The 23,406-nt window shown below is 41.8% G+C and carries 22 protein-coding genes; 8 read left to right on the plus strand and 14 right to left on the minus strand.

From position 1 onward, the window contains the following. Positions 1 to 148: 148 nt before the first annotated feature. From IJ00_RS12845 to IJ00_RS12855, 3 genes are read left to right on the plus strand one after another with little or no spacing between them, the layout of a single operon-like run. Positions 149 to 628, plus strand: a complete 480-nt coding sequence (locus tag IJ00_RS12845) for a hypothetical protein (RefSeq protein ID WP_339366927.1) — start codon at positions 149 to 151, stop codon at positions 626 to 628. Between the two features lie 44 nt (positions 629 to 672). Next, positions 673 to 963 carry a nucleotidyltransferase family protein gene (locus IJ00_RS12850; RefSeq protein WP_035158990.1) on the plus strand — a complete coding sequence of 97 codons (291 nt, stop codon included), beginning with the start codon at positions 673 to 675 and terminating at the stop codon, positions 961 to 963. Then, positions 960 to 1,295 (plus strand): DUF86 domain-containing protein, encoded by a 336-nt coding sequence (locus IJ00_RS12855; protein ID WP_035153625.1) that lies wholly within the window; start codon positions 960 to 962, stop codon positions 1,293 to 1,295. The genes IJ00_RS12850 and IJ00_RS12855 overlap by 4 nt, the downstream gene beginning before the upstream one ends. On the opposite strand, the gene IJ00_RS29005 is transcribed toward IJ00_RS12855, so the two are convergent. From IJ00_RS29005 to IJ00_RS29015, 3 genes are all read right to left on the minus strand, one after another. Beyond that, positions 1,268 to 1,435 (minus strand): hypothetical protein, encoded by a 168-nt coding sequence (locus IJ00_RS29005; RefSeq protein WP_168163469.1) that lies wholly within the window; start codon positions 1,433 to 1,435, stop codon positions 1,268 to 1,270. The two genes, IJ00_RS12855 and IJ00_RS29005, sit on opposite strands and share 28 nt — an antisense overlap. 69 nt (positions 1,436 to 1,504) lie before the next feature. Continuing rightward, positions 1,505 to 1,654 (minus strand): hypothetical protein, encoded by a 150-nt coding sequence (locus IJ00_RS29010; protein ID WP_168163470.1) that lies wholly within the window; start codon positions 1,652 to 1,654, stop codon positions 1,505 to 1,507. Then, positions 1,651 to 1,821, minus strand: coding sequence for a hypothetical protein (locus IJ00_RS29015; RefSeq protein ID WP_168163471.1), 171 nt, complete (start codon positions 1,819 to 1,821; stop codon positions 1,651 to 1,653). Before IJ00_RS29015 ends, IJ00_RS29010 begins: the two co-directional genes overlap by 4 nt. A gap of 47 nt (positions 1,822 to 1,868) precedes the next feature. On the opposite strand from IJ00_RS29015, the gene IJ00_RS29020 reads away from it, so the two are divergent. After that, positions 1,869 to 2,006, plus strand: coding sequence for a hypothetical protein (locus IJ00_RS29020; RefSeq protein ID WP_168163472.1), 138 nt, complete (start codon positions 1,869 to 1,871; stop codon positions 2,004 to 2,006). Here the strand turns inward: IJ00_RS29020 and IJ00_RS12860 are convergent. After that, positions 1,995 to 6,068 (minus strand): tetratricopeptide repeat protein, encoded by a 4,074-nt coding sequence (locus tag IJ00_RS12860; RefSeq protein ID WP_035153627.1) that lies wholly within the window; start codon positions 6,066 to 6,068, stop codon positions 1,995 to 1,997. The two genes, IJ00_RS29020 and IJ00_RS12860, sit on opposite strands and share 12 nt — an antisense overlap. A gap of 114 nt (positions 6,069 to 6,182) precedes the next feature. Next, positions 6,183 to 7,088, minus strand: coding sequence for an AEC family transporter (locus IJ00_RS12865; protein WP_035153629.1), 906 nt, complete (start codon positions 7,086 to 7,088; stop codon positions 6,183 to 6,185). A 151-nt stretch (positions 7,089 to 7,239) separates the two neighbouring features. Between IJ00_RS12865 and IJ00_RS12870 the strand changes: the two genes are divergently transcribed. Further along, a complete protein-coding gene (locus tag IJ00_RS12870; RefSeq protein WP_035153630.1) occupies positions 7,240 to 8,019 on the plus strand; it encodes a D-alanyl-D-alanine carboxypeptidase family protein in 780 nt (259 codons plus the stop codon). A gap of 38 nt (positions 8,020 to 8,057) precedes the next feature. On the opposite strand, the gene IJ00_RS12875 is transcribed toward IJ00_RS12870, so the two are convergent. Then, positions 8,058 to 9,443, minus strand: coding sequence for an S-layer homology domain-containing protein (locus IJ00_RS12875; protein ID WP_035158992.1), 1,386 nt, complete (start codon positions 9,441 to 9,443; stop codon positions 8,058 to 8,060). A 90-nt stretch (positions 9,444 to 9,533) separates the two neighbouring features. Beyond that, positions 9,534 to 10,643 (minus strand): glycosyltransferase, encoded by a 1,110-nt coding sequence (locus IJ00_RS12880; RefSeq protein ID WP_035153631.1) that lies wholly within the window; start codon positions 10,641 to 10,643, stop codon positions 9,534 to 9,536. A 352-nt stretch (positions 10,644 to 10,995) separates the two neighbouring features. Here IJ00_RS12880 and IJ00_RS12885 point away from each other — a divergent pair, with 352 nt between their 5' ends. Further along, entirely contained in the window at positions 10,996 to 12,201 is a 1,206-nt protein-coding gene (locus tag IJ00_RS12885; protein ID WP_201782689.1) for a histidine kinase, read from the plus strand. Positions 12,202 to 12,218: 17 nt separating this feature from the next. On the opposite strand, the gene IJ00_RS12890 is transcribed toward IJ00_RS12885, so the two are convergent. The 5 genes from IJ00_RS12890 to IJ00_RS12910 form a co-directional block, all read right to left on the minus strand. Further along, positions 12,219 to 13,097 (minus strand): DUF6671 family protein, encoded by an 879-nt coding sequence (locus IJ00_RS12890; RefSeq protein ID WP_238178507.1) that lies wholly within the window; start codon positions 13,095 to 13,097, stop codon positions 12,219 to 12,221. A 51-nt stretch (positions 13,098 to 13,148) separates the two neighbouring features. Next, positions 13,149 to 13,733: a protoporphyrinogen oxidase HemJ gene (gene hemJ, locus IJ00_RS12895; protein WP_035153634.1), complete on the minus strand. Its 585-nt coding sequence runs from the start codon at positions 13,731 to 13,733 to the stop codon at positions 13,149 to 13,151. 128 nt (positions 13,734 to 13,861) lie between these two features. Then, positions 13,862 to 14,461 carry a Uma2 family endonuclease gene (locus IJ00_RS12900; RefSeq protein ID WP_035153636.1) on the minus strand — a complete coding sequence of 200 codons (600 nt, stop codon included), beginning with the start codon at positions 14,459 to 14,461 and terminating at the stop codon, positions 13,862 to 13,864. 87 nt (positions 14,462 to 14,548) lie between these two features. Then, positions 14,549 to 15,760, minus strand: a complete 1,212-nt coding sequence (locus IJ00_RS12905; RefSeq protein ID WP_035153638.1) for a M20 family metallopeptidase — start codon at positions 15,758 to 15,760, stop codon at positions 14,549 to 14,551. A gap of 223 nt (positions 15,761 to 15,983) precedes the next feature. Next, positions 15,984 to 16,697, minus strand: coding sequence for a hypothetical protein (locus IJ00_RS12910; protein WP_035153639.1), 714 nt, complete (start codon positions 16,695 to 16,697; stop codon positions 15,984 to 15,986). 520 nt (positions 16,698 to 17,217) lie between these two features. Here IJ00_RS12910 and IJ00_RS12915 point away from each other — a divergent pair. Together IJ00_RS12915 and IJ00_RS12920 are read left to right on the plus strand one after the other, a co-directional pair. Further along, complete coding sequence (locus IJ00_RS12915) at positions 17,218 to 18,765, plus strand: serine/threonine-protein kinase (RefSeq protein ID WP_035153641.1); 1,548 nt, start codon at positions 17,218 to 17,220, stop codon at positions 18,763 to 18,765. A gap of 795 nt (positions 18,766 to 19,560) precedes the next feature. After that, positions 19,561 to 21,300: a protein kinase gene (locus tag IJ00_RS12920; protein ID WP_035153643.1), complete on the plus strand. Its 1,740-nt coding sequence runs from the start codon at positions 19,561 to 19,563 to the stop codon at positions 21,298 to 21,300. A gap of 134 nt (positions 21,301 to 21,434) precedes the next feature. Here IJ00_RS12920 and IJ00_RS12925 read toward each other — a convergent pair whose 3' ends face one another. Both IJ00_RS12925 and IJ00_RS12930 read right to left on the minus strand, forming a co-directional pair. Further along, positions 21,435 to 21,935: an ureidoglycolate lyase gene (locus IJ00_RS12925; protein ID WP_035153645.1), complete on the minus strand. Its 501-nt coding sequence runs from the start codon at positions 21,933 to 21,935 to the stop codon at positions 21,435 to 21,437. Positions 21,936 to 22,069: 134 nt separating this feature from the next. Then, on the minus strand, positions 22,070 to 23,251 hold the full coding sequence (locus tag IJ00_RS12930) for an RtcB family protein (RefSeq protein WP_035153647.1): 1,182 nt from the start codon (positions 23,249 to 23,251) through the stop codon (positions 22,070 to 22,072). Positions 23,252 to 23,406 lie beyond the last annotated feature (155 nt).

Below are 23,406 nucleotides of genomic sequence, written 5' to 3' on the forward strand. Positions count from 1 at the left end.
ATTCTGGCAAAACCTCTGACATGGTAAAAACCTTGTGAAATCTAGAGACGTTCTGGCAGAAAGTCCTTATGGGTTTATCATGTAGGAAATATTTGGCAAATGAATGTAATCACCCTGTCAGTTTCCATAAATCAGGTAGGATTGCCATATGATTTTTCCCCAATCTCCCACGAATATGAATGCACAACTGACGACAGATGAAATTAACTCGGTACAGCAATTACTTCAGCAATACAAACCCGCAGACAAAGCTATTGACACCGTACAACGTCACAACGGCAATCTAGAAACTTCCTTTGAGGAACTGTGGGTAGAGAAAAACGGTATGCTTGCCATGCCAAAGGGCAAAAAGATTTGGCAAACTACATTAGATGTGTTGAGAGACGAATTGTGTGGAGACGAAGGATTTCGCGCACGTTTGAGTGACTATACCAAAAGTCCAGAAAATGCCGTGTTATTAACTGCGACGATTACCTCATTAATGGCTTTAACCGCAATTCCCCTGGATCCTTCCATCGCCACAATTCTCGTGCTGTATATTCTCAAAATTGGTTTGAATGTTTACTGTAAGTGTACTGAACCGGCTGATGGGGATACAAACGCCGGAAATTTACCCCCAGGGAAATAATAATGAGTAGTGTTTGGGATGAACTTGCAGAATATCGAAAAGTTATGAATATATATGAAAATTTAGCCACTAAACGAGAAGAAATTTTGCAAATTGCGGCAAAATACGGAGCCTATAATATTAGGGTTTTCGGTTCTGTTGCTCGTCGTGAAGCTGATGTTAATAGTGATGTTGATTTTTTAGTAGAACTGGAGCCAGGGCGTAGCCTTTTTGATTTGGGTGGGTTATTAATAGAATTGCAAGAAATTCTTGGTTGTGAAGTTGATGTTGTCACGGAGAAAGGATTGCGATCGCGCATTCGAGAGCGGGTATTAAGTGAGGCAATTTCCCTATGAGAGATAATCGGGAAAAATTGCATGATATTTTAGAAGCGATCGAACGAATTGAAAAATATGCACTTCAAGGAAGAGAAGCTTTTGAAGAAAATGAACTAATTCAAACTTGGTTTATTCAGCACCTACAAATTATTGGAGAAGCATCGCGTGTTTTGTCTGCCGATATTCGCGATGAGAATCCACAAGTTCCTTGGTCGCAAATGATTGGAATGAGAAATATTTTAACTCATAATTATTTTGAAATTGATTTAGATGTTGTTTGGTTAGTTATCGAGCGGGAATTACCAAGTTTGAAACCTCAAATTCAAGCTATTTTAGAAAAATTATCCTGAAATATAAAAAACGCGATCGCCATCCCAAAACCCACACAAACAAACGCGATCGCCATCCCAAACCCCACACAAACAAACGCGATCGCCACTCCAAAACTTGCATCAACGAATAAACGCGATCGCCACCCTAAAACCCTCATAAATCAATAAACGCGATCGCCATCCAAAACCCGAATCAACCAATAAACGCGATCGCCATCCTAAAACCCTCATAAATCAATAAACGCGATCGCCATCCCAAACCCCACACAAGCAAACGCGATCGCCATCCCAAAACTTGCATCAACCAATAAATGCGATCGCCATCCCAAACCCCACACAAACAAACGCGATCGCCATCCATAACCCGTATAAATCAATAAACGCGGTCATCACCCAAACCCCACACAAACAAATGCGATCGCCACCCAAAACCAGCATCAACCAATAAACGCGATCGCCACCCTAAAACCAGCATCAACCAATAAACGCGATCGCCATCCCAAACCCCACACAAACAAACGCGATCGCCATCCAAAACCCACATAAACTAATAAACGCGATCGACACCCTAAAACCTGCACCAACAAATAAATGCGATCACCACTCCAAAACCCGCATCAACTAAACGCGATCGCCACCCAAAACCAGCATCAACCAATAAACGCGATCGCCACCCTAAAACCAGCATCAACCAATAAACGCGATCGCCTATCCTCCCTATTCAGCTAAACCCTGTAAATTCTCCCGCGTAAACGCAGCCATATATTCATCTCCATGCTCAACATATATCTCCAAGGCTTTCTCTAAATTAGCCCTAGCTTCTGGGTAATTCTCCTCTGCTTGTGCGAGTAATCCTAATTGTCCGTAAGTGCTAGCACAGTTATAGCGATCGCCAAATTCGATATAGATTTGGAGAGCTTGTTGGAAATAATCGCGTGCTTGCTCGAATTCGCGTAAATCTTGGGCAACCCTTCCCAACTGGTGGTAAGTGCTAGCACAGTTATAGCGATCGCCAAATTCGATTTTGATTTGGAGAGCTTGTTGGAAATAATCGTGTGCTTGCTCGAATTCGCGTAAATCTTGGGCAACGCTTCCCAACTGGTGGTAAGTACCTGCACAGTTATAGCGATCGCCAAATTCGATATAGATTTGGAGAGCTTGTTGGTAATAATCGCGTGCTTGCTCGAATTCGCGTAAATCTTGGGCAACCATTCCCAACTGGTGGTAAGTGCTAGCAGAAGAATAGCGATCGCCAAATTCGATTTTGATTTGGAGAGCTTGTTGGTAATAATCGCGTGCTTGCTCGAATTCGCGTAAATCTTGGGCAACGCTTCCCAACTGGTGGTAAGTTTTTGCACACTCATAGCGATCGCCAAATTCGATATAGATTTGGAGAGCTTGTTGGAAATAATCGCGTGCTTGCTCGAATTCGCGTAACAGATAGGCAACATTTCCCAACTGGTGGTAAGTGCTAGCAGAAGAATAGCGATCGCCAAATTCGATATAGATTTGGAGAGCTTGTTGGAAATAATCGCGTGCTTGCTCGAATTCGCGTAACAGATAGGCAACATTTCCCAACTGGTGGTAAGTGCTAGCAAAAGAATAGCGATCGCCAAATTCGATATAGATTTGGAGAGCTTGTTGGAAATAATCGCGTGCTTGCTCGAATTCGCGTAAATCTTGGGCAACCCTTCCCAACTGGTGGTAAGTTTTTGCACACTCATAGCGAGCTTCCGAGGGAAGGGCTTCGCTTGCGCCAAATTCGATTTTGATTTGGAGAGCTTGTTGGTAATAATCGCGTGCTTGCTCGAATTCGCGTAACAGATAGGCAACATTTCCCAACTGGTGGTAAGTGCTAGCGAGGGAAGATTTTATTTGGCTTACTTCCACACCTTGAAGTTGTTCGAGTTGTTCGATAATTTGCAAGTAGGATGCTTTGGCTTGGGGATAGTTTTGGGTTTGTAAATAACTCATCGCAAGGCGATCGAGTACCATCACAATTTCTAACCCTATCTCACCTATTCTAATTTCTGGTGGATAAGTGGTTTGAGCATTACGTACAAATTCTGATATTTTCAGTACACTTTGAATATAATTATTTAGATAAAAGTATTGAAATAAACAAAAGAAAATATTAACGGTTTCTTGCTTTTCCAAGCAAATTTGCAAGGCATTATATAAATTTTCATACTCCAACCGACAGAAGAATATTCCTATTTGCCGTTCCTGTGCCTCCTTCGATTCCATGTAGCGGTTATACAAACCCGCTAAACCGATATAGTGATTTTTAAATCCTTCTCGCAATGCTTCGCGGGTTGCGGGTTCGAGTTCAGCTAATTTTGCTTTTAAAAAGAAGGGAAAAATAGGTTGAATTTGCAGTAATTGGGGTAAGTTTTCATTAATAGGCGACAATAAACCCCAGTTAATCGCTTCTTGAATGGCTCCATCAAACCCATTGAAATCAAAATCTTTAAACGGCTCTAGTTTCTGTAATTCTTCAGCATAATTAGGAATACCATCCTGCAAAATAAACCCGCTAAAGAGAGCCAAAAACAACAACAAACTCTGAGCATCTGGAGACAAATTACTGTGGGAATATTCCACACATTTAAGAATACTCTGGGTTTTATCCTCGCTCCCCGTATCTAAGTTAATATCTGCCGCTTGCAGTTTCTCCAAAATCTCGCTGGGTGAAAGATTTTTCAAGTTTGGCAATACAACTTCCATCGCCAGGGGATACCCAGCCAATACCTTCATCAACTTCGCAAAATCCCCATCTGCTCGAATTTTGGCGATTTTATTTTCATCCCCCACGTTCCGCTCTAGGATTTTATTCGATAATTCCGTTCTCGCTTCCCTATCCAATCCCTGCAATTTATAAATATTTTGTTTAAAAGCTGTTTTTAACCAACTTTCATCGCTGCGGGAACCCAAAATTACCCGCGTTTCTCCCCCTACTAATCGGCTTAGAAAATCTCGAATTTGGTTTTGCTCTGGTTCCCGCAAAGTATTTTGAATCGCTAAAGCTTGCCCCGTCACCGATTCCAAATTATCCAAAATCAAAATATAGGATTCCGATCGCAGTTTTTGCAAGATTTTCTGTGTTTGTGCGGTCAGGTTCATCGCTTGAAAACTGGCAAATTCATATTTTGTATATACTTTCTTGCCAATTTCAAACAAAATCTGTGTCAGCGTCCAAGCTTTCGTATCGTACCCAAAATAAAATATCTCCGGTGCAAAGTTCGTTGTCTGCCACCAACTTCGTAAATAACTTAACAGGGTGGTTTTTCCCGTTCCTCCCATTCCCTGCAACAGCAAAATATTGTGCCGAAATAAAGCTTTCTCTATCTTTAAAATTTCCAAATCCCGCCCGATAAATCCATATTCCGGTGGCGTATACTGATATAAATCTCCAATTTGATTAAAATATTTTTCCTCTTCCTCTGGTGTAAACTTCCGCAAGCGTAAATCCACTTTCCGGTTACTATAAACCACCGGCAAAAGCCAATCTTCCAAATCAATATTGGTATTAAAATAAGCCTTCCGCGCCTTATTATGAAATAATTCCCTCCTCCCCAACCGTATCGCTTCCGTAATTTCCTTCCCCGCAAACAAATTTTTATACACCTGCTCCACCAGCAACCGGGCAGCCGAAACGGTCACCGAATACCCCATCGCCACCACCATCTGCATCCCCGCAGCCATCAACCGACTACCCAAACTCGTCTCGCGGGAATTTGACCCCACCCCCAGCTCCTCCCCGCTTGCGGAAAGGGGAGTCAATGTTGACCTATCCTCAGTTATGGGAGTGGTTACTGGTGTTGATTTTAACCCCTCCTCGCTTGCGGGGAGGGGTGGCGAAGCCGGGGTGGGGTTCTTCACCTGCTTCCCCGACTGACAGGCATTGAGAATACAAACAGGAATTCCCTTCCCCGTCAGCATATCTGCCAATTCTCCCGCTTCCACCGGATCGGCTTTTCCCTTGCTTTCCCCATCCAAAAATAAAAATGCCTTTACACCCTCATAGGGTTGAATATCTTCCCGTCCCCATCTAGCTTGGTAGGTATACCTGTTGCGCTTTGCTCCTTCCTGAATATCTGCATATGCCATCAAAGCACCGTGACAGTCGAAATGGATGATGTGGTAATATCCCGCACCTTTGGCTTCCAGATGGCGCTCCAAGCTTTCGTAGGTTCCCGGACGCAATAAATCAATATTTACAGGCAATTGGCTATTTTGAATCACCTCAATCAACGGTCGCGCAATGGTACGATACCCCACATCATGCTCCTCATCGGGACGGGAAACCACCACCAACAGGTTAATTACGGGAGATTCTGCCAATTGGATGGGTGCGGGTGCTGATTTTTGGGTGCGCTTCCGTACCATTACGCAATCCACCGCCAACGGTCGCGGCAAATCCTTGTCCCGGATGGCTTCCCAGTGGAGCGCGTGAAATTCTGGGCTATTGCCGACTATTTCAATTTTTACCTGGGCTAAATTTCCCCGCAGTTGGCGATAATAACTGTAGGCATCTCTATCATGAAAAACCTGGTTAAATAAATTTTCGCCGTAATTAACCACATTGGTTTTTGCCGCTTCTGCCTTTTTCCCGTTCAACATCGGGTAGGTGAGCCATTCCTCAAAATACCATTCCAGTTGCTGTTCTTGCTGTGGCGTAAACGGGTCGGTAATATTTATTTCATGCTCGCTACCATCGCCATCAAAAATCAAACTGGCTGCAAAACCCTTTTCTGTTGCACGCTGTTCCCGAATTATGATGACTGACATAGGCAGGGAAGGGAGTAATACGGTATACACCCGATTTTAGCTTTTTTCAACTTTTTGCGACTGCGTGAGCTACAGAAATACCCCAAGCCCATTCTCCTTCAGGTATCAGTTCCATTAAAATAACCACAGCCACAGAGGTAAAGTAAATAACAACAGCACTGTTCCCAGGGCTAGGGTAGTCACAGCTAAATCCCTATCCAAATTAAAAGTTTCTGCGAGTACGAGGGTGGCAAAAGCTGGTGGCATTCCCATTTGTAGAGTCATGACTGTGGCGATCGCCCCCCGCAAACCCAATAATCGCAGGCAAGTACTGAGAATTAACGGCACTACCAACATTTTTATCGCCACACTCACGCTAGCTTGGGGGAGACTTTGCCAAGATGTTAAACGACTCAACCGCATACCGATAAGTAGTAAAGCACTGGCGATCGCTAACCAGGCAAGTGCCTCTAAAATAAGCTCCATGGTTGGCGGAATGGCTACTTGCTGAAACCATAATCCCCCAAAAAAACTCCACAAAGCCGGATTAATCAGAATTACCCTCAGAGTTTGCCCCCAGCTGACAGTTCCATTCCCAAAACGTGCTGCCAAAATCACACCCAAACCATAGGCAGCAAACAGGGAACCCAACATATCGTAAAATAAAGCCCAGGCAAAGTATTCCTTACCCACCACAGTCAAAGTAATGGGAAAACCCAGATAGCCTGTATTCCCCACCATGGAAGCCAAAATAAAGCTGCCCTGGGTAGCAGGTTGAGATAAATTCCCATCCCTTCCCTGAATTTTTAATGCCAACTTAGCCAACAGGATTCCTAAAAAAGTGGCACTATAGGCAACTAAGGGAGCAATCCATATTTGTCCCGATAAATCAGTGTGACGCAGAAAAGCAATAATACTGATGGGTACACCCACCCAAAACAAAACTTGCCCCAACCGAGTTGGAAAAGTCCCAGGTAACACACGTCCCAGGATAAATCCGGTACAGATAAATCCCAGTAATTTAGCGTAAAGTTCTAACAAAGTTGTGTAGGCAAAAAAACAAGGGAAAGGCAACAGCGACAGTATAACTGTAACTGTGAATCGTACCTAATTAATATTGATTAATGACCATTACCACTGATTCTTCAGTCTACAATCTGTATGGTTACTCAAAACAGTCAGGAGTTGCGCCTTGAATAATCCTGGGTTTTCCGATACGCCACCAAATCCCAATTCTACACCTAGTGAAGATATTCCCGTAGCACAGCGCGACCTACCTGATGTTACCCCCAAATCTTCTAATAGATTACCGTGGCTAATTAGTGGGTGTTTGGTTTTGCTTGGTGGTATAGGCGGCTTAGTATATTTCTTTACCCTACCGAAGAAAACTGTAGAAAATTCTGCTCCCAACATTGCAGCAACTTCTACCCCCACACCAACTACAAATCCCGATCAGGTGCTGGGACATCTTGCCTACCCTGAAGCACCCCTAGAGGAACTAGAACCTGTTTCTGTAGACGGCAGAATTCTCATGCGACAAGCTGCTGCTGCAAAATTTCAGGAAATGGTAGTTGCTGCCAGAACTCAGGGAATAAATTTGGTTCCCATCTCCGGTTTTCGCTCCATAGAAGAACAAAAACAGTTGTTTTTTCAGGTTGCGGCACAGCGAAACCAAACTCCTGCCCAACGAGCGGCTCTCAGCGCTCCTCCTGGTCATAGTGAACATCATACAGGTTATGCAGTAGATATTGCTGATGGTTCTGCCAGGGCGACTGACTTAAGCCCTAATTTTGAAAAAACCAAGGCTTTTCAATGGTTACAGGCAAATGCTGCCCGGTATAGCTTTGAAATGTCCTTCCCCAAGGATAATCCCCAGGGTGTGAGTTATGAACCATGGCATTGGAGATTTGTGGGCGATCGCCAAAGTTTGGAACTCTTCTACAAAGCTAAAAATCTCAAACCCCAACCCTAAGGGATGGAGAATGGGGTAAAACCTTCCCACCTCAACTCCTATCTTCCTTTTCCCTTCAACGCATCTGCGGCAGAAATGCCTTCGCCCTGGGAGCCAAAATACCATAACGCGGTAGCTGCTTCGGCACGGGTGACAGGCTTTTGCGGTTGAAATAAGGTGGTATAACCAAATACTCGCCGAATAATTGCCTGTTCCCCATTCTGATGGTCTGCCAAAATTGCTCGCAAGGCTTTTGGGTTGATTTTACCCACATCCTGAAAGCCCCAAGTCTGTTTAACTGCCTCCAAGTTAGCTGTAGGTAGAGCTTGTCGAGTATCTAAAGGTATCTTCCATAACACCATTTGTTCTCTAGTTAAAGGCGCATCTGGGCGGAATAAGACTTCCGTACTATCTCCCGAAAGGCTACTGGGTATCAAACCAGCTTCTGCTAGCCCCTGGATGACGGCGAAATCGGGGTCTTTGCGAGGTACATCACTAAAAGCGGGTTGACTGCTTTCTCCAACTAGGCGAATTTGTTTAGCAGAATTACTGGTATATAAAGTATTATTTGTTGTCACTAACCAACGAGCATATTCTCGGCGGGTTATTATTTTATTCGGTTCAAATTGATTGAATTTATCAGCTTTATTGTTAACTGATAATACACCCAGGGATGCTAAATCTTGAATATATTGACGAATTACTGGTATTAGTTTATTTAAGTCACTAAATTGCTGCGAGTCTGACGGGGTAAGGATATTATTATCAGAATTAGTCGAAATATTAGCTGGACTTGAGGCTAAATTACTGGGTAATACTGGTCCAATGAAATCTGCACTTCCGGCTTGAGGACTATTATCCCCAGGACTATCGGTTGGTGTGGCAGTCGGAGTAACTTGTGCTGTGGCGTTGCGGGTATATTCAATCAGTAATTCTGTGGTGACTTGGGACTGATTCGGCTTGGCGATCGCCTCCCCTGTCACAGTTTTGGGTTGAATAGTCACTTTCACCTGTAAATCTTGACGCTGGGCAATAAAAGTCCCAATATCACCATCACTGGGTTTTTGAATAATCTGCCATTGATTCTTGGCAAATTGACTGCGGTAAAAAGTGGCGATAAAGTTGCTAGGGTCAGAGCTTAACCAACGGCTGATATTTGGGTTAGTTGTACCGTTATTGAGTTTGTTTTCCTGAAATTGAGCACCAGTATAGATAGGAATTTCCTGGGGAAATCCTGGAGGTGGTTGAGTTTTCACCTCTGTCTGGGGATTTGGGGAATTAGTTATCTGATTTGTGCCAAAAACTACAGGGTTACTACTTAACCGAGGGTCAGCAGCCAAAGACTGCTCCAGGTTTTTCGCCCCAGGACTGTTAGCACAACCTGTCATCAGGGTAAAAACAAATACTAAACTCAGGTAGATTTGTGGATGTTTTTGGTACAGCACAGGAAGCCAAGAAACAAGTGACATTTCCTACCCTAGCGTAGTGGTATGTCAATTTTCAATTCCAGGGGAAGAGAAAAGCAGAATCTCTGACTATGAGGCTAATTTGAGGACTTTCAGGTAGTGAGTAGCGGAAGTGGCTAGGGAAAACTGTTCTAGCCAAGTAGAGGGCGGAGATAGATGCTGACCCGCTAAAACCTGTAAAATTGATTTTGCCATGGCTTGGTGATCGCCTACTGGTACAAGATGACCATATTTCCCCTTGTCTAGAATTTCGGCAGGTCCGCTAGGACAGTTTGTAGAAACAACTGGAGTTCCTACAGCCATTGCTTCTGTGAGAACGTTAGGACAACCTTCCCAAGCAGAAGACAGGGCAAATACAGCAGCTTTTTTCATGTAAGGGTAGGGGTTGATTTGGAAATTCATCAGCTCAACATCTTCAGCAATATCTAATTCTTGAATCAGAGAATTAAGTGGCGATCGCTCTGTCCCATTTCCTAAAATTACCAATCGGGCTGGTTGTACCTGCCGCACTGCATGAAATGCTTTAATCAAGGTAGGAAAGTCTTTTTGAGGCATTAAACGCCCCATACCCAAAATTATCGGTACTTCCCCACTGCAAAACCAAGGATGTTCGATGGGTTGGGATGCCATACCACCGATATCTGGAGTAATTACCGGGTTGTAAATCTTGTGAATCTTTTCTAGGGGTATTCCTGTAACTTGGGCTAAATCCTGGGCAACTTCCTGAGAAACTGTAATAATATCGTCTGCCCAGGGGTAAAAAAACCGTGCTGCTAAGGGTGTTAAACGAGCGGTTAATTGGGGGAGACGCTTGGCTTCTTGGGAGAGGGTATTATGTTCACAAACTATGACTCGTGTCGATACCCGCGCTAGATGCTTTGCCCAAATAGCTATTTCACAGGGGTAATGTAAACTGGCAAGTAAATTCAGGGGTTTTTCCTGACGTAGATATTTAACTAATTTAGGCAAGGTGGCAGCTAATTTTGGTGTTTGCAAGTCCACAATTCTCACCTGGGGTGAAACTAAGGGCAGAAAAATTCCATCAGCTGTACCCAGTACTAAATCAACTTTTAGGTTATTCTCCGCAAAATAATTGGCTAAGTTGACATTGATTTTTTCTGCTCCTCCACCAATGAGAGAGCGTAGAAATATGGCAATTTGAGGTGAAGTTTCTCCCACGGCGTTGTATTATGGCTACATTTACTAGGTTTCCCTAAACTCTCAGGAAGTAACATCAGTTAGGTGCTGTCTAATCTGCATACCTTAGGCAACTGGCACTTGCTCCCAGGGGTTAGCTGATATGGAATAGTTTATCTTTAAAGTTCTAGCTTCCTAAAAATCGCCAAATCTAGATGTTTCCGGGGAAAATGCTCAATATAGTTGGTTCTATTTGCAAAACCCTTGGGGGATAGGAGTATGAAAAATCTAAAATAGATATTAAATTGGAATTGGAAAGTAAAGACAGTTCATTACCATCGACAACTGCCTGTCAATCTTAATCTCACAATTCCGCGTTGTTGGTTTGCTAACAGTGTTAAAGCACGATTACATGCAACTTCCTCAGGATCAGCCTATCTACTCCCAGGCTCCACTACAACTGCTACTTTTTGTCGATGACCGTCCCAGATCCCGACAGCAAGTGCAGCGAATTCGCGCGTTTTTAGAGGAATTGCGTGCTGATTATGAATTTGAGTTACAAATTATTGATGTTGGACAACAACCATACTTAGCAGAACATTTTAAAGTTGTTGCAACTCCTGCATTGATTAAAATTCATCCTGAACCGCGACAGGTGATTGCTGGCAGTAATATCATTACTCAGCTCAAAAATTGGTGGTCACGCTGGCAAATGGCTGTAGAAGAGTATTTAGCAATACATATAAATCATGCAGTCATTGCTGAGGATACTGATTCTAATCCTGTCGTTAAAGCTGCAATTCCTTCGGTGGCAAACTCTGTGGAGTTAATCCGTCTTTCTGATGAGGTTTTTCGCTTAAAGCAGGAAAAGGACAAGCTAGAGGAGCAGCTACAGTTTAAAGATAGAATCATTGCTATGCTTGCCCACGATTTACGGAATCCGCTAACTGCTGTAGGCATTGCTATTGATACTTTACAGTCTAATTTCAATGCCCAACTTGGGCAATTTGAGCGTTTAACACCAGCGATCGCCACTAATCTATTTAAGCAAGCTCGCAATCAAACTCGAATTATTGACCGCATGATTACCGATTTATTGCAGGTAGGTAGGGGAAATGAGCGAGAATTCCCAATTCAACCTGAAAGACTGCAACTCGGTCGATTATGTTTTCAAACCTTGGATGAATTGCGCGATCGCTACACAGTTAAGTCTCTGAATATCAAAACTGATATTCCCAGCGATTTACCCTCTGTCTATGCTGACCCAGAACGTCTGCGGCAAGTACTGATAAATTTGCTAGATAATGCTATAAAATATACACCCGAAGGTGGAGATATCACAATTGCTGCTCTTCATCGAACTACCCAAAAAGTCCAGTTCAGCATTGGTGATAGTGGATTGGGAATACCAGAGGAAAACCGCGATCGTATTTTTGAAAGTCACTATCGTTTAGAACGGGATGAAGGTAAAGAAGGATACGGTATCGGTTTGAGTTTATGCCAACGTATTATCCGCGCTCACTACGGTCAAATCTGGGTAGATACTTCTCCTGCTGGAGGAGCATGGTTTCATTTTACACTGCCTGTTTATCCGAAGTAGGGAATGGGTGATGGGGATTACGGATTGCAATACATACATTGTCCAGGGTCAGCATATTCTTCACCATTAGGGTATAATTTTTCCTGAGTAAAGCCGCATTTTTGACATTCGTAAACCGTGGCAAGGGTGAGATGAGTTGGTGTATGACAAGCAGCACAAGGTAAACCAGCAATTCTTTCTGTGATGGCAAATCCTGGGGTGGAACATTTGGGACAACAACTCTTAATTTTTGTGACTAAATCTTGAGTTGCTCTCGCAATATTTTTCATCCTGGTGGGATTATACATAGCTCGCATATCTGTTTCAATATGAGCTTTGGCTGTAGACGCGAGAATACTATTTACTGCTATTTCTAATTCTGCTTCTGTGGTGATACCTTTAATAATTTGATTGCCTTGTGTTTCCTGACTCATCACAATCAAAGCATGATGGGGAAAACCAATTTTTTGGGCAAATTTTAATGCTTGCGGATAACTTTCAACTACTAGATGATGGTAATTTGTTTCCGTGGTAAAAGATTCACCCACTATCTCTAAATCATGTTGTTTATCAATAAAAACTATCAACTCTCGATTACTCGGTAGATAGGGGATTACTGGGTGGGGAGTGAAACTACCTTCACTGGCGATCGCTATAGTTGCTCCTGTGATTTCTAACGCTGCTGCTGCTTTTAATCTTGCTGCTTCTATTTGCGTTCCGTTCCGGGCAATATCTCTAGTAAATGTACCGAACTTGTCTGTATCTAATTTATCCGCAACCAGTATATTTAATCCTAATTGTGGTTCTATAATTGGTGCAATCACTTGCTCTTTGCGATGCATGGTAGCTAACACCGCTACACGATTATGAAATAGGGAGTCACCTGTAGATATGCCAGACATGACCTGAGATGTCATAAAATTTAAAAGTTAACAGTTCTTAATTTAAAACATCTCAGGTATATTTGCTTAGGTTTGTGCTTGGCTAACTGCTGACATTTCAGCTAATTCTTTTTCTTTATCGAGGCGACGTTTTCTCGCGTATAGTTGAATCGTCGCAGCCATAAAGACAATTAAACCAAAAATTACCCAAGCGGTGATGTCTGTAGGCAAATTATTTTTGAAGATGACTAACATCACAATCACAACTAGCAACAGGGTGGGTGCTTCATTCATTGCCCGCATTTGCTGACTTGTCCATTTGCAAGTACCAGCTTCTAGCTGTTTCATCAACCGGGCGCAGTAATGATGATACCCTAATAACAGAGCCACAAAACCGAGCTTGAAATGTAGCCAAGTTTGATGTAAATATTCTGGCATTGTCACCAATAAACCCACTGCACAGACAACCGTCACTAGCATCCCTGGTGTGGTGATAATATTGTAGAGACGCTTCTCCATGATTTTGTACTGATTCTGGAGAATTGTCCGAGCTGGTTCTGGTTCCAGGTTGGCTTCGATATGGTAAATAAACAAGCGCACTAAATAAAATAAGCCAGCAAACCAGACGACAACACCAATGATGTGAAATGCTTTAAACCAAGAATAAGCCATGTAATGATAACCTGCCTTTGTTAAGTTTTGTAAAAGACAGCCATAGGCGATCGCTGTCAAACCTCTCAAATATCAGGTTAAAACAAAATTCCCCCAGACTTACCAGCTTTGCCATATATTGAGACAATTTATCCCATCTGTGGTGGCAGACTATCGGGATTTTCAGGAAAACTCACATCTTCGTACAACTCGGCGATCGCTATTTCCAAGTTAATACTCTGTAATCGCAACGATTCATCTTTTGCTGTGTAAGTTTGTAAAACCCACAACCCCTGCTCATTTCTGCGAAAACACTCGACTCGCTGACGCTTAGTATTAATTAGTATGTATTCCTGAAGACTATCTATAGTTTGATAATCACTGAATTTATCTCCCCTATCAAAGGCTTCAGTTGAGTTAGATAAGATTTCGACTATTAAGCAGGGAAATCTTTTATAACCAGGAGTTTCCTGATCTCTTTGGTCACAGGTTACCATGACATCGGGATAGTAATATCGATTCAGAGATTCAATTCGTGCTTTCATGTCAGAAATATAAGCACGACAACCACTACCACGTACATGATTGCGAATCAGGGTAAACAAGTTACCAGCAATGGTAACATGGCTGTCTAGCGCTCCTGCCATGGCATAGATGTAACCATCGATATACTCATGCTTAATGTCGCTGTTTTCCTCCATTTGCAGGTACTCATCAGGGGTGAGGTAGATTCCTGGTGAAGCAACCATAATTTAAGACCTGAAGATTGAGAACATCTGGATAATTACTTACGATATCAAGGGATATGAGACCGAAAAAATTCGATGATATAAAAATTAATTACAGAATTTTTCCACGCAACGTACAAACATTTCCACACCCATAGCTAACACAGTTTCGTCAAAATCAAAACGGGGGTGATGGTGGGGATAGGCTAAATCTTTGTCAGGATTGGCAGAACCAAGGAAAAAATAACATCCTGGTACAGCTTCGAGGAAGAAAGACATATCTTCTGCACCCATGGTTTGGCATTCCGGAGCGATACCAAGGGGAGTTTCTACCACCTCTTCGGCAACGGAGCGGACTAATTGTGCGATGGTAGAATCATTAATTACTGCTGGGTATAAGCTCCAGTAATCTAAATCGTAACTAGCACCATGGCTTACACACACACCACTAATAATTTGCTCAATTCTTTGCTGAATAAAGCCTTTTAATAAAGGGTTAAAGTACCTGACAGTACCGCTAATTTTCGCAGTATCTGCAATCACATTGCGCTTTGTTCCAGCGTGGAATTCTCCAATGGTGACAACTGCGGAATCAATGGGATTAACGTTCCGCGAAACGATGGTTTGTAGAGCATTGACAATCTGCGCCCCAACAACGATGGAATCAACTGTCTGATGGGGCATAGCTCCATGCCCACCCTTACCCAAAATTGTACAGTTAAAGGACTCCACCGCCGCCATTAATGCCCCTGGACGGACACCGATAGTTCCCATAGGGAGATTATTCCACAGGTGCAACCCAATAATGGCATCGACATCGGGATTTTTTAAGACTCCTGCTTCAATCATGGGTTTAGCACCACCGGGACCTTCTTCCGCAGGTTGGAAAAGAATCTTTACAGTACCTGTAAATTGCTGACGATGTTGTTGGAGATAGTATGCTGTACCTAGGGCGATCGCTGTATGCCCATCATGCCCACAGGCGTGCATTACCCCCGGATGTTGCGACTTATAGGGAACTTCGTTCATCTCATGGATAGGTAAAGCATCCATATCCGCACGAATTGCCAAAACTTTCCCACCAGTTTTACCCTGAATTGTTGCCACAATTCCCGTCTGTGCGACACCTGTCTGATGTTCAATTCCCCATGCTGTTAACTTGCGGGAAATAAACTCAGCAGTCAACTGCTCTTGAAATCCCAACTCTGGTTTTTGATGAAAACAACGTCGCCATTCCACAAGTTGTGGTTGTAGGGCACGAATTTCTAGACGCACGCCTGAAAGGTTGGCAGAATTAGCTTGAGGAAATACAGAAACCATCGTTTACATTTTTTTAATTATTGTGGCTAATTCTATTTTTACTGTTATTCAGCTTTACAAGTGTTCATTTTGGGAATTGATATTTGACAATTAGGGTTAAGTATTGCTAATAACTCTCAAGTACTGAGATAACCGGAGATGAATACCAGTAATATTAAAAGGAGTGGCGATCGCCCTGATCATCACCCCTACCGATAGGTTTTCACCCAATAGAACCCAACCGTTAACTGAAAGTTGATAGTCTATTAGAAGATTTTCCTGGTTTACTAGCAGCGATAATTCTCAAGATTAGGACTAAAACGTTCATCAGAGTCAGGGGAAGGTAAAACCAATCAGAAGTTTCTTCTGCTCGATGCATAAATTCTTGGAGAAAGAAATACCAGAAAACATACATTCCCAAAGTATGAATAGAATTCCACAACCAGGGGGAAATCTGGCGTTTAACTGCGGGAAAAGATGTAATACTCATCAACACAATGAAGATATAGGAGATAATCGAGAGGATAAATTCTAACCCATCAATACCGAAATCTCCCTTTAAACTGAGTAAACCAAAAAAGCCGATAGCGTGATACGCATAAGCGATCGCAAAAGCAAATCCTAAATCCCGTCGATTGGCACAAACCCACCGTGTAAATGCGCAGGGAAATAACTTCTGCAAGGAACTTGCGGCAAAAATTAGCAAAAAAATTGGATAGGAAATTCTACCCGTAGCACTCAAAGATGTTTTGTATGTTTCTTCAGTAAACCCATGGGAGATAAACAGATGGGCTAAAATACCACCCATTAATAAGCTCAGTAGGGTGACTAGGTGACTCTTACCAAATCGTTTACCACCTTTTGCCGGGGTTGAATTTTCTTCTGGAATTTCTTGATTCTGTACAGCATCCTTCGCATCAAATCTTGTGACATAGAAGCGTTTGATTTCACCACTCATGATTAATTCTCCTGTTGCTCCATCTGGAAATATTTCTAGTTGTTGAAAATATAGTCACACCAAGATACGTAATAATACTTACGTAAATTTGTTCTATTTTATTAACTTCACCATCCTCAGTGAGTCAAAAAAATGTACTTGATTATGCTTTTAAGTTGTACGAATAAATACTGAATATATAGGCAAAAATAAGACTAAATCTATGAAATCTATATGAAAAGCCTATTTTTTACTGAAAACATCTATTGGAATGCTACATAGTTTTGTTTTTTAATGTACTTTTTAAGACTATATTCCATGAAAAGTCAGTATATATAAGGCTGAAATGAGAATTCCTTAAATCCTAGATAAAGTCCAAGGACAGCTAATCATTTATACATATGATTAAACGCTCTGGGAATTCACGTAAAATTCGGTGCATTTAGCTTTTTGCGTTTTTTTAGGAAAATAGCTACAAATTAGGTGGAAGATTCTATATATCTCAATTTCATCTATTTTTATTTCCCTATATTGAATTTTTATGTTAGGTCAGTTGCTAGATGGACGTTACAAAATAATTAAAGTGTTGGGTGCTGGGGGGTTTGGTCAGACCTTTATTGCTGAGGACACGAAACTTTATAATACTCAGTGTGTGGTCAAGCAATTAAAGCCCCAGTCTGCGGACTCAATGACTTTACAAATTGCCCGCCGACTGTTTGAGTCAGAAGCGCAGTTGTTACACAAATTGGGAAGCCATGATCAAATTCCCCGTTTATTGGCACACTTTGAAGAGAATCGGGAGTTTTTTCTCGTCCAAGAATTTATTGATGGACATCCGTTAAATCAAGAATTGATACCAGGAAATCGATTTGATGAAGGGTATGCGATCGCCCTCATCCAAGATATTCTCCAACCTCTGGCTTTTGTCCATGACAATAATGTGATTCACCGTGATATCAAGCCACCCAATCTCATTAGACGCAAAAGTGATAACAAAGTTGTGCTGATTGACTTTGGAGCAGTCAAACAAATTGGGACTCAGGTTGTGGGTACAGATGGCGTAACTAAAATGACTGTCAGTATCGGTACTCCTGGGTATATGCCCAGTGAACAGAGTCGGGGAAGTCCCCGCTTGAGTAGTGATATTTTTGCTGTGGGAATGATTGGTATTCAAGCATTGACAGGATTCATGCCCAATCAATTACATGAAGATATTCAAACTGCCGAAATTCTGTGGCGAAATCTCGTAGTCGTGAATCCAGTGTTTGCAGATATTCTCGACAGAATGATTCGCTATGATTTTCGTCAACGTTTTCAATCTGCAAGGGAAGCATTAACTGCTATTCAACAGCTAACCCCCCACTCCAGCACTTCCAATATACCCATCAGTCAGGAAGATATTCCCACTCAAATATCTAGTACTCCCCGACAGATAAATCCCACTCAATACAATCCACCCACACCCCCAGGAATTTCTCCAAATCCAGTTCCAAATCAGAATTTATACTCCCCACCTCCAACAGTACCACCCCAGTATCGTCAGGAAGTTACAGATCCAACGATTGCTTCTACACCTGGGAATTTTGTTGGTAGCGATCGCCAACTCACTCCCCCATCTCCTCCTATTCAACCCCAACCCCTGGGATGGGGATTTTATTTGCAATGGGTACTGGTAAATCTGGGTGGAATTGTAGGAGGATTTATTATTGCCTATGTTGCTTGTCAAATCGTCAAACCTTTAGGAGCATACCCCTACAGACTTAGTTTCTCCATTCCCATGGGATTAGCTCTAGGTGGTGCCCAATCATTATTATTACAACCACGGGTACCTTTTCCTAGTTGGTGGTGGACAGCTAGCACTCCCCTGGCTTTTTCCCTGGCTATCCTGATTTGTGGCAAAAATCCCTACGATGCTCTATTCTACATTGGACCGATTCTAGGTGTGATGCAATGGCTGATTCTGCGGCAATATTTCCGTCAAACTGGTTGGTGGATACTTTTGAATACTTTGCTGGGATGGACAGATTTTGGATTGATATCAGGGCTAATCATTAGCAGATTATTACAGCGACCCAAGGGAGCTATTTAATTTCATCACAATTACAGCACAGTCAAACCACTCATAGGGCAAGTAGTCGATGATTTTGACTTGTCCTCATAATTGGTTGTTGACCATAGAACTGCTGAGTTACCTAAGGTACATTGATTTCTCAATTCAAAACCCGTAATAGACTCAGAATTTGTACTTATAGCGTGGAGATTTTCTGTACAGCTTTTCTAGTAACATTATTATCTGAGAATACTGAGATATATTCAGCAAAGTACCAATTTAGTCATGTTTTGATATGGTTATGGTTAACACATATGTTAAAATTTCCTCACAAATGGCGATCGCTATTTAGCATCGTTAAATTCCAAATTCTGAAAATCGAGTCAGATTCTATGTCAAAAAACACAGTATTTTATTATCAAAATATTCGTTTTATCAGAGATGAAAACCCATAACTTTTCGTAAATACTTGCCAAACTGGCAACATTGAAGTCGAGGATTTGTTATTCATTTAATTACCAGGAGATGTGAAAAACATTTGATATCTAATATGCAAAAAAGATATCACCTCTATCAATTCTCAACAAAGATAATTTATCCTCCGTCGTATCTTGAGCTACAAAATACAGTAATTTAAAATATTGACTAATGTTTGAGAGAAAGCTAAACTAAATCTTCATCAAGACATCAGTTTTATTGAAGTATAAATAATTTATCAATCTCAATTTTAGTCAGAGGTGCATAGATAGTAAAATTATCTGTTTCTCCTCAAACTAAACCCCTTTTCTCGATACGGCAAAATTACAGCAGTTTGTTAACTATTGCCATCAAAGTATGATAGGTCAGTTACTAGCAGGACATTACAAAGTCCTAGAAGTCTTAGGTGAAGGAGGCTTTGGGCAAACTTATATCGTTGAGGATATTCACCTGCCGGGAAAACCGAAGTGTGTTCTCAAATATCTCAAGACAACTAGTACCGAACCGGAAGTCTTAGAAACCGCCAGAAGACTATTTCAAAAAGAAGCCGAAACTTTACAGCAATTGGGAAATCATGACCAAATTCCCCGGCTTTATGCTTATTTTGAAGAGAAACAACAATTTTATTTAGTTCAAGAATTTATTGATGGTCATACCTTAACGAAGGAATTATTACCAGGACATTGTTGGACTGAAAAGCAAGTAGTCGATATGCTGCTAGAAGTCCTGAATATTTTGGAATTCGTCCATCATCAAGGGGTAATTCATCGAGATATTAAACCAGATAATTTAATCAGACGTGCTAGCGATCGCAAGCTAGTTTTAATTGATTTTGGCGCGATTAAACAATTACGTAGCCAGACAGTCATTAATGCCAATGGCAAGCAAAATATTACCTTAATTGTCGGTACCAGGGGTTATATGCCCTCTGAACAAATTCGCCGTTTGCCTCGTCCTAGTAGTGATATTTATGCATTGGGGATGATGGCAATTCAGGCGATTACGGGAGTATATCCCCATGCTCTTCAAGATGACCCCAATACGGGGGAAACTCTCTGGCAGGATAGGACAAATATTAGTCCTGGATTGGCTAATATCTTGACAAATATGACACGCTATCACTTCAAAGAACGTTATCAGACAGCGAGTGAAGTATTAGCAGCATTACAAGAATTAATTGATGCCGGAGAAATTCCTGAAACCGACCACCAGACAGTCAATTTACATCAGTTAACTTTGGAATGGCACGAAGAAGGAGAAATTAAAACTCGCACCATTATCGAAAAACAAAATAGCAAAAATCCGGGGAAAATTCGCATCGGACGTAACCCCCAAGAATGCGACATTATCTTACCAGACCCGACAATTTCCGGACTCCATGTCGAGATATTTTTCCATAGCCACAAACAAAAATTTTACCTCCGGAATTTACGCCAAAAAAACCCCCCAATCGTCGATGGACATATGCTTTTAGCGGGAGAAATGCCCCTCGCTGTTGGTAGTTCCTTACGGTTAGGATTACAGAATTTTAAAGTTAGTGATATTTCCTGTGAGGAATTGCCATCGGGTTATACACCCATGGAATATGCTCGTAGTTCTGCATTAGCTACTTTGCAACCACCACCCCAAACTATGCGGGTATCAGCAGTGCGAAGAGTTGTAGAAATCCCGACACCGGAAGAAATTCCTCCCACACCCTCTCAGATTATTTTGGCACCGAAAAAGAAAACTCCCAGTAAGGTGGGATTAGGTATAGCTGGGGTTTTTGTCAGCGCGATCGCCGGATTTTTTATCTTCCAATTTGCCAACAGTAGCACGGACAACTCCCAAGAAAACTTTATCGCGGAACAACCCCAACTCTGTCGCATAGTTGCTCCCGCAGGAGGCAAATACATTGCAAAATTACGCCCCGAACCACAAACAGAAATTGGTGCCCTCAAGCAGCTAAATATTGGCGAAAAAGTTATGTATCTACAAGCAAAGGGTGACTTTGTGCAAGTCAAACTTGCTGATGGAACCCAAGGTTGGATATTTGGTGATGAAATTCAACGCTGTGATACACCCGCAGCAAGCTATAATCGTTACCCAAGTAACTAGTACCGCTACGCAGATTTCAAAATTCAAAATGATTATATAGTAAACGTTTTGTTAATTTTGACTGCTTACTTTATTTCCGCTCTTTGTTAAACTTTGTACAACGGGCATCTTTGCCCGTACAATCTCACCCTTTTTTACACCTCACCATTTACTACTAACTCAAACTCAATTTCATGGCTTTGTAAAAAATTATGAGTAAAATGATCTGCAATGTTTGTATCACTCAACTCTAAATTATAAAAATCTACCACATCATGGTCAAAATATGGACCAGCATGCCATGTCCCCACATTGAGCTTAATAAAGCAATTCCCAGGTATACGAAAAGCAGAAATTTTTCCTATTGTTGGTTCCTTCAGATGATTCTCTGGGGGGCAAACTGCAATGAACCAATCTTTACCTGCCAAAGAACCTAAACATTGACTACATTTCACATGACGGGTAATGTGATGAAATTTTCGTCCCCGCTTCTGTAGGCGCATAATGTAAAATCTGGGAGTACCCTGGTCTAAAATTAGCTGGGCATCTTCACTATCAAAAGCTTTACCATCCTGGCTGGGGAAAATGACTTGTCCATAGGCTTGAAAATTCTCTGTTGTCACCCATTCAACTGGTAATTTTTGCGTTGTTGCCATGATTAGATTTCTCTGGCTAGCCAGGTTTATAATTAACTAGTTCTCAACGCTAGTATAAAGTTATTTGCTAAATTGAGAAAACCCCGACTTTGAAAAAAATCGAGGTGATAAATATATGAAATTATTAATTCCTCTTAACCTTTAACGCAAACTACTTGCTTCAAAGTTGCCACCACTTCCACTAAATCAGATTGATTTTCCATTACCTGATCTATAGGTTTATAAGCGGCAGGAATTTCATCTAAAATTCCAGAGTCTTTGCGACATTCCACCCCGGCTGTTTGTTGAATCAAATCATCCAAAGTGTAGACATTTTTAGCTTTGCTACGGGATAACACCCTTCCCGCACCATGGCTACAGGAACAGAAACTATCAGCACAACCCTTACCCTTCACAATGTAGGATTTAGTACCCATAGAGCCAGGTATAATACCATAGTCATTTTCTTGGGCACGCACTGCACCTTTGCGAGTTACATAGACTTCTTCGCCAAAATGTACCTCTTTTTCAGCATAGTTGTGATGACAGTTTACCTCTAATAAAGGTTTAGTTGGTTTCCCCCCTGCGAGGTGCTTTTCCACAATACGCTTAAAGCGTGCCATCATCACTTCCCGATTGACACGAGCATAATCCTGTGCCCATTGTAAATCATGCCAGTAGGCGCGAAATTCCTCTGTCCCTGCGACAAAATTTGCTAAGTCTGGATCGGGTAATCTTTCACCAGCCATTTTTGCCAATTCTTTGGCAGTACTGATGTGACATTTTGCGAGTTTGTTACCAATATTGCGGGAACCGGAATGCAACATCAGCCAAACTTGATTCTCGGCATCAAGACAAACTTCGATAAAATGATTCCCACCTCCGAGGGAACCCATTTGCCGCATGGCTTTAACTTCTAAGTCTTGTACACCAGAATGTAAATCTTTGAAGTTTTGCCAACGTTGCCAGTTAGAAACTGTTTTTTCGACATCTTGATTTTCATCAAATCCCGTGGGAATTGCAGCTTCAATATCTTGGCGAATTTTCTTCAATTTGCCTTCTAATTTATCACCGTTAAAGGGTGTTTTAATTGCACACATACCGCAACCAATATCCACCCCCACAGCCGCAGGAATAATAGCTTCTTTTGTCGCAATTACAGACCCAACTAACGCACCTTTTCCAAGGTGAACATCTGGCATTAAAGCAACATGTTTAAATACAAAGGGCAAGGACGCGACATTCTTTGCCATTTTGGTTTCTTCGTGTCCTAGGGCATGATTTGCCCAAGAGTAAACAGGTGTAGCTTGAGAGAATTCTAACTTTTCGTAAGACATATAAATTTGCTGTTTTGATGATTTAAAAATTAAACTTTTGCTTTACTTGTAGCCACTTCATTATCTCAGGGCTGAAACCGAGGGAATTAAAAGCTTTAAAAATTAGATTTTATTCCAGGCTTTCATCGATTTTTTCCTCACATATTTATGTAATT

This window comes from Calothrix sp. 336/3 (assembly GCF_000734895.2).
Lineage (GTDB): Bacteria > Cyanobacteriota > Cyanobacteriia > Cyanobacteriales > Nostocaceae > 336-3.

Bases quoted from the DNA above. Each gene is read 5' to 3' on its own strand.
- IJ00_RS12845 (WP_339366927.1), top strand. From the start codon at position 149: ATGATTTTTCCCCAATCTCCCACGAATATGAATGCACAACTGACGACA.
- IJ00_RS12850 (WP_035158990.1), top strand. From the start codon at position 673: ATGAATATATATGAAAATTTAGCCACTAAACGAGAAGAAATTTTGCAA.
- IJ00_RS12855 (WP_035153625.1), top strand. From the start codon at position 960: ATGAGAGATAATCGGGAAAAATTGCATGATATTTTAGAAGCGATCGAA.
- IJ00_RS29005 (WP_168163469.1), bottom strand. From the start codon at position 1,435: ATGAGGGTTTTAGGGTGGCGATCGCGTTTATTCGTTGATGCAAGTTTT.
- IJ00_RS29015 (WP_168163471.1), bottom strand. From the start codon at position 1,821: ATGTGGGTTTTGGATGGCGATCGCGTTTGTTTGTGTGGGGTTTGGGAT.
- IJ00_RS29020 (WP_168163472.1), top strand. From the start codon at position 1,869: ATGCGATCACCACTCCAAAACCCGCATCAACTAAACGCGATCGCCACC.
- IJ00_RS12860 (WP_035153627.1), bottom strand. From the start codon at position 6,068: ATGTCAGTCATCATAATTCGGGAACAGCGTGCAACAGAAAAGGGTTTT.
- IJ00_RS12890 (WP_238178507.1), bottom strand. From the start codon at position 13,097: ATGACATCTCAGGTCATGTCTGGCATATCTACAGGTGACTCCCTATTT.
- hemJ (WP_035153634.1), bottom strand. From the start codon at position 13,733: ATGGCTTATTCTTGGTTTAAAGCATTTCACATCATTGGTGTTGTCGTC.
- IJ00_RS12900 (WP_035153636.1), bottom strand. From the start codon at position 14,461: ATGGTTGCTTCACCAGGAATCTACCTCACCCCTGATGAGTACCTGCAA.
- IJ00_RS12905 (WP_035153638.1), bottom strand. From the start codon at position 15,760: ATGGTTTCTGTATTTCCTCAAGCTAATTCTGCCAACCTTTCAGGCGTG.
- IJ00_RS12910 (WP_035153639.1), bottom strand. From the start codon at position 16,697: ATGAGTGGTGAAATCAAACGCTTCTATGTCACAAGATTTGATGCGAAG.
- IJ00_RS12915 (WP_035153641.1), top strand. From the start codon at position 17,218: ATGTTAGGTCAGTTGCTAGATGGACGTTACAAAATAATTAAAGTGTTG.
- IJ00_RS12920 (WP_035153643.1), top strand. From the start codon at position 19,561: ATGATAGGTCAGTTACTAGCAGGACATTACAAAGTCCTAGAAGTCTTA.
- IJ00_RS12925 (WP_035153645.1), bottom strand. From the start codon at position 21,935: ATGGCAACAACGCAAAAATTACCAGTTGAATGGGTGACAACAGAGAAT.
- IJ00_RS12930 (WP_035153647.1), bottom strand. From the start codon at position 23,251: ATGTCTTACGAAAAGTTAGAATTCTCTCAAGCTACACCTGTTTACTCT.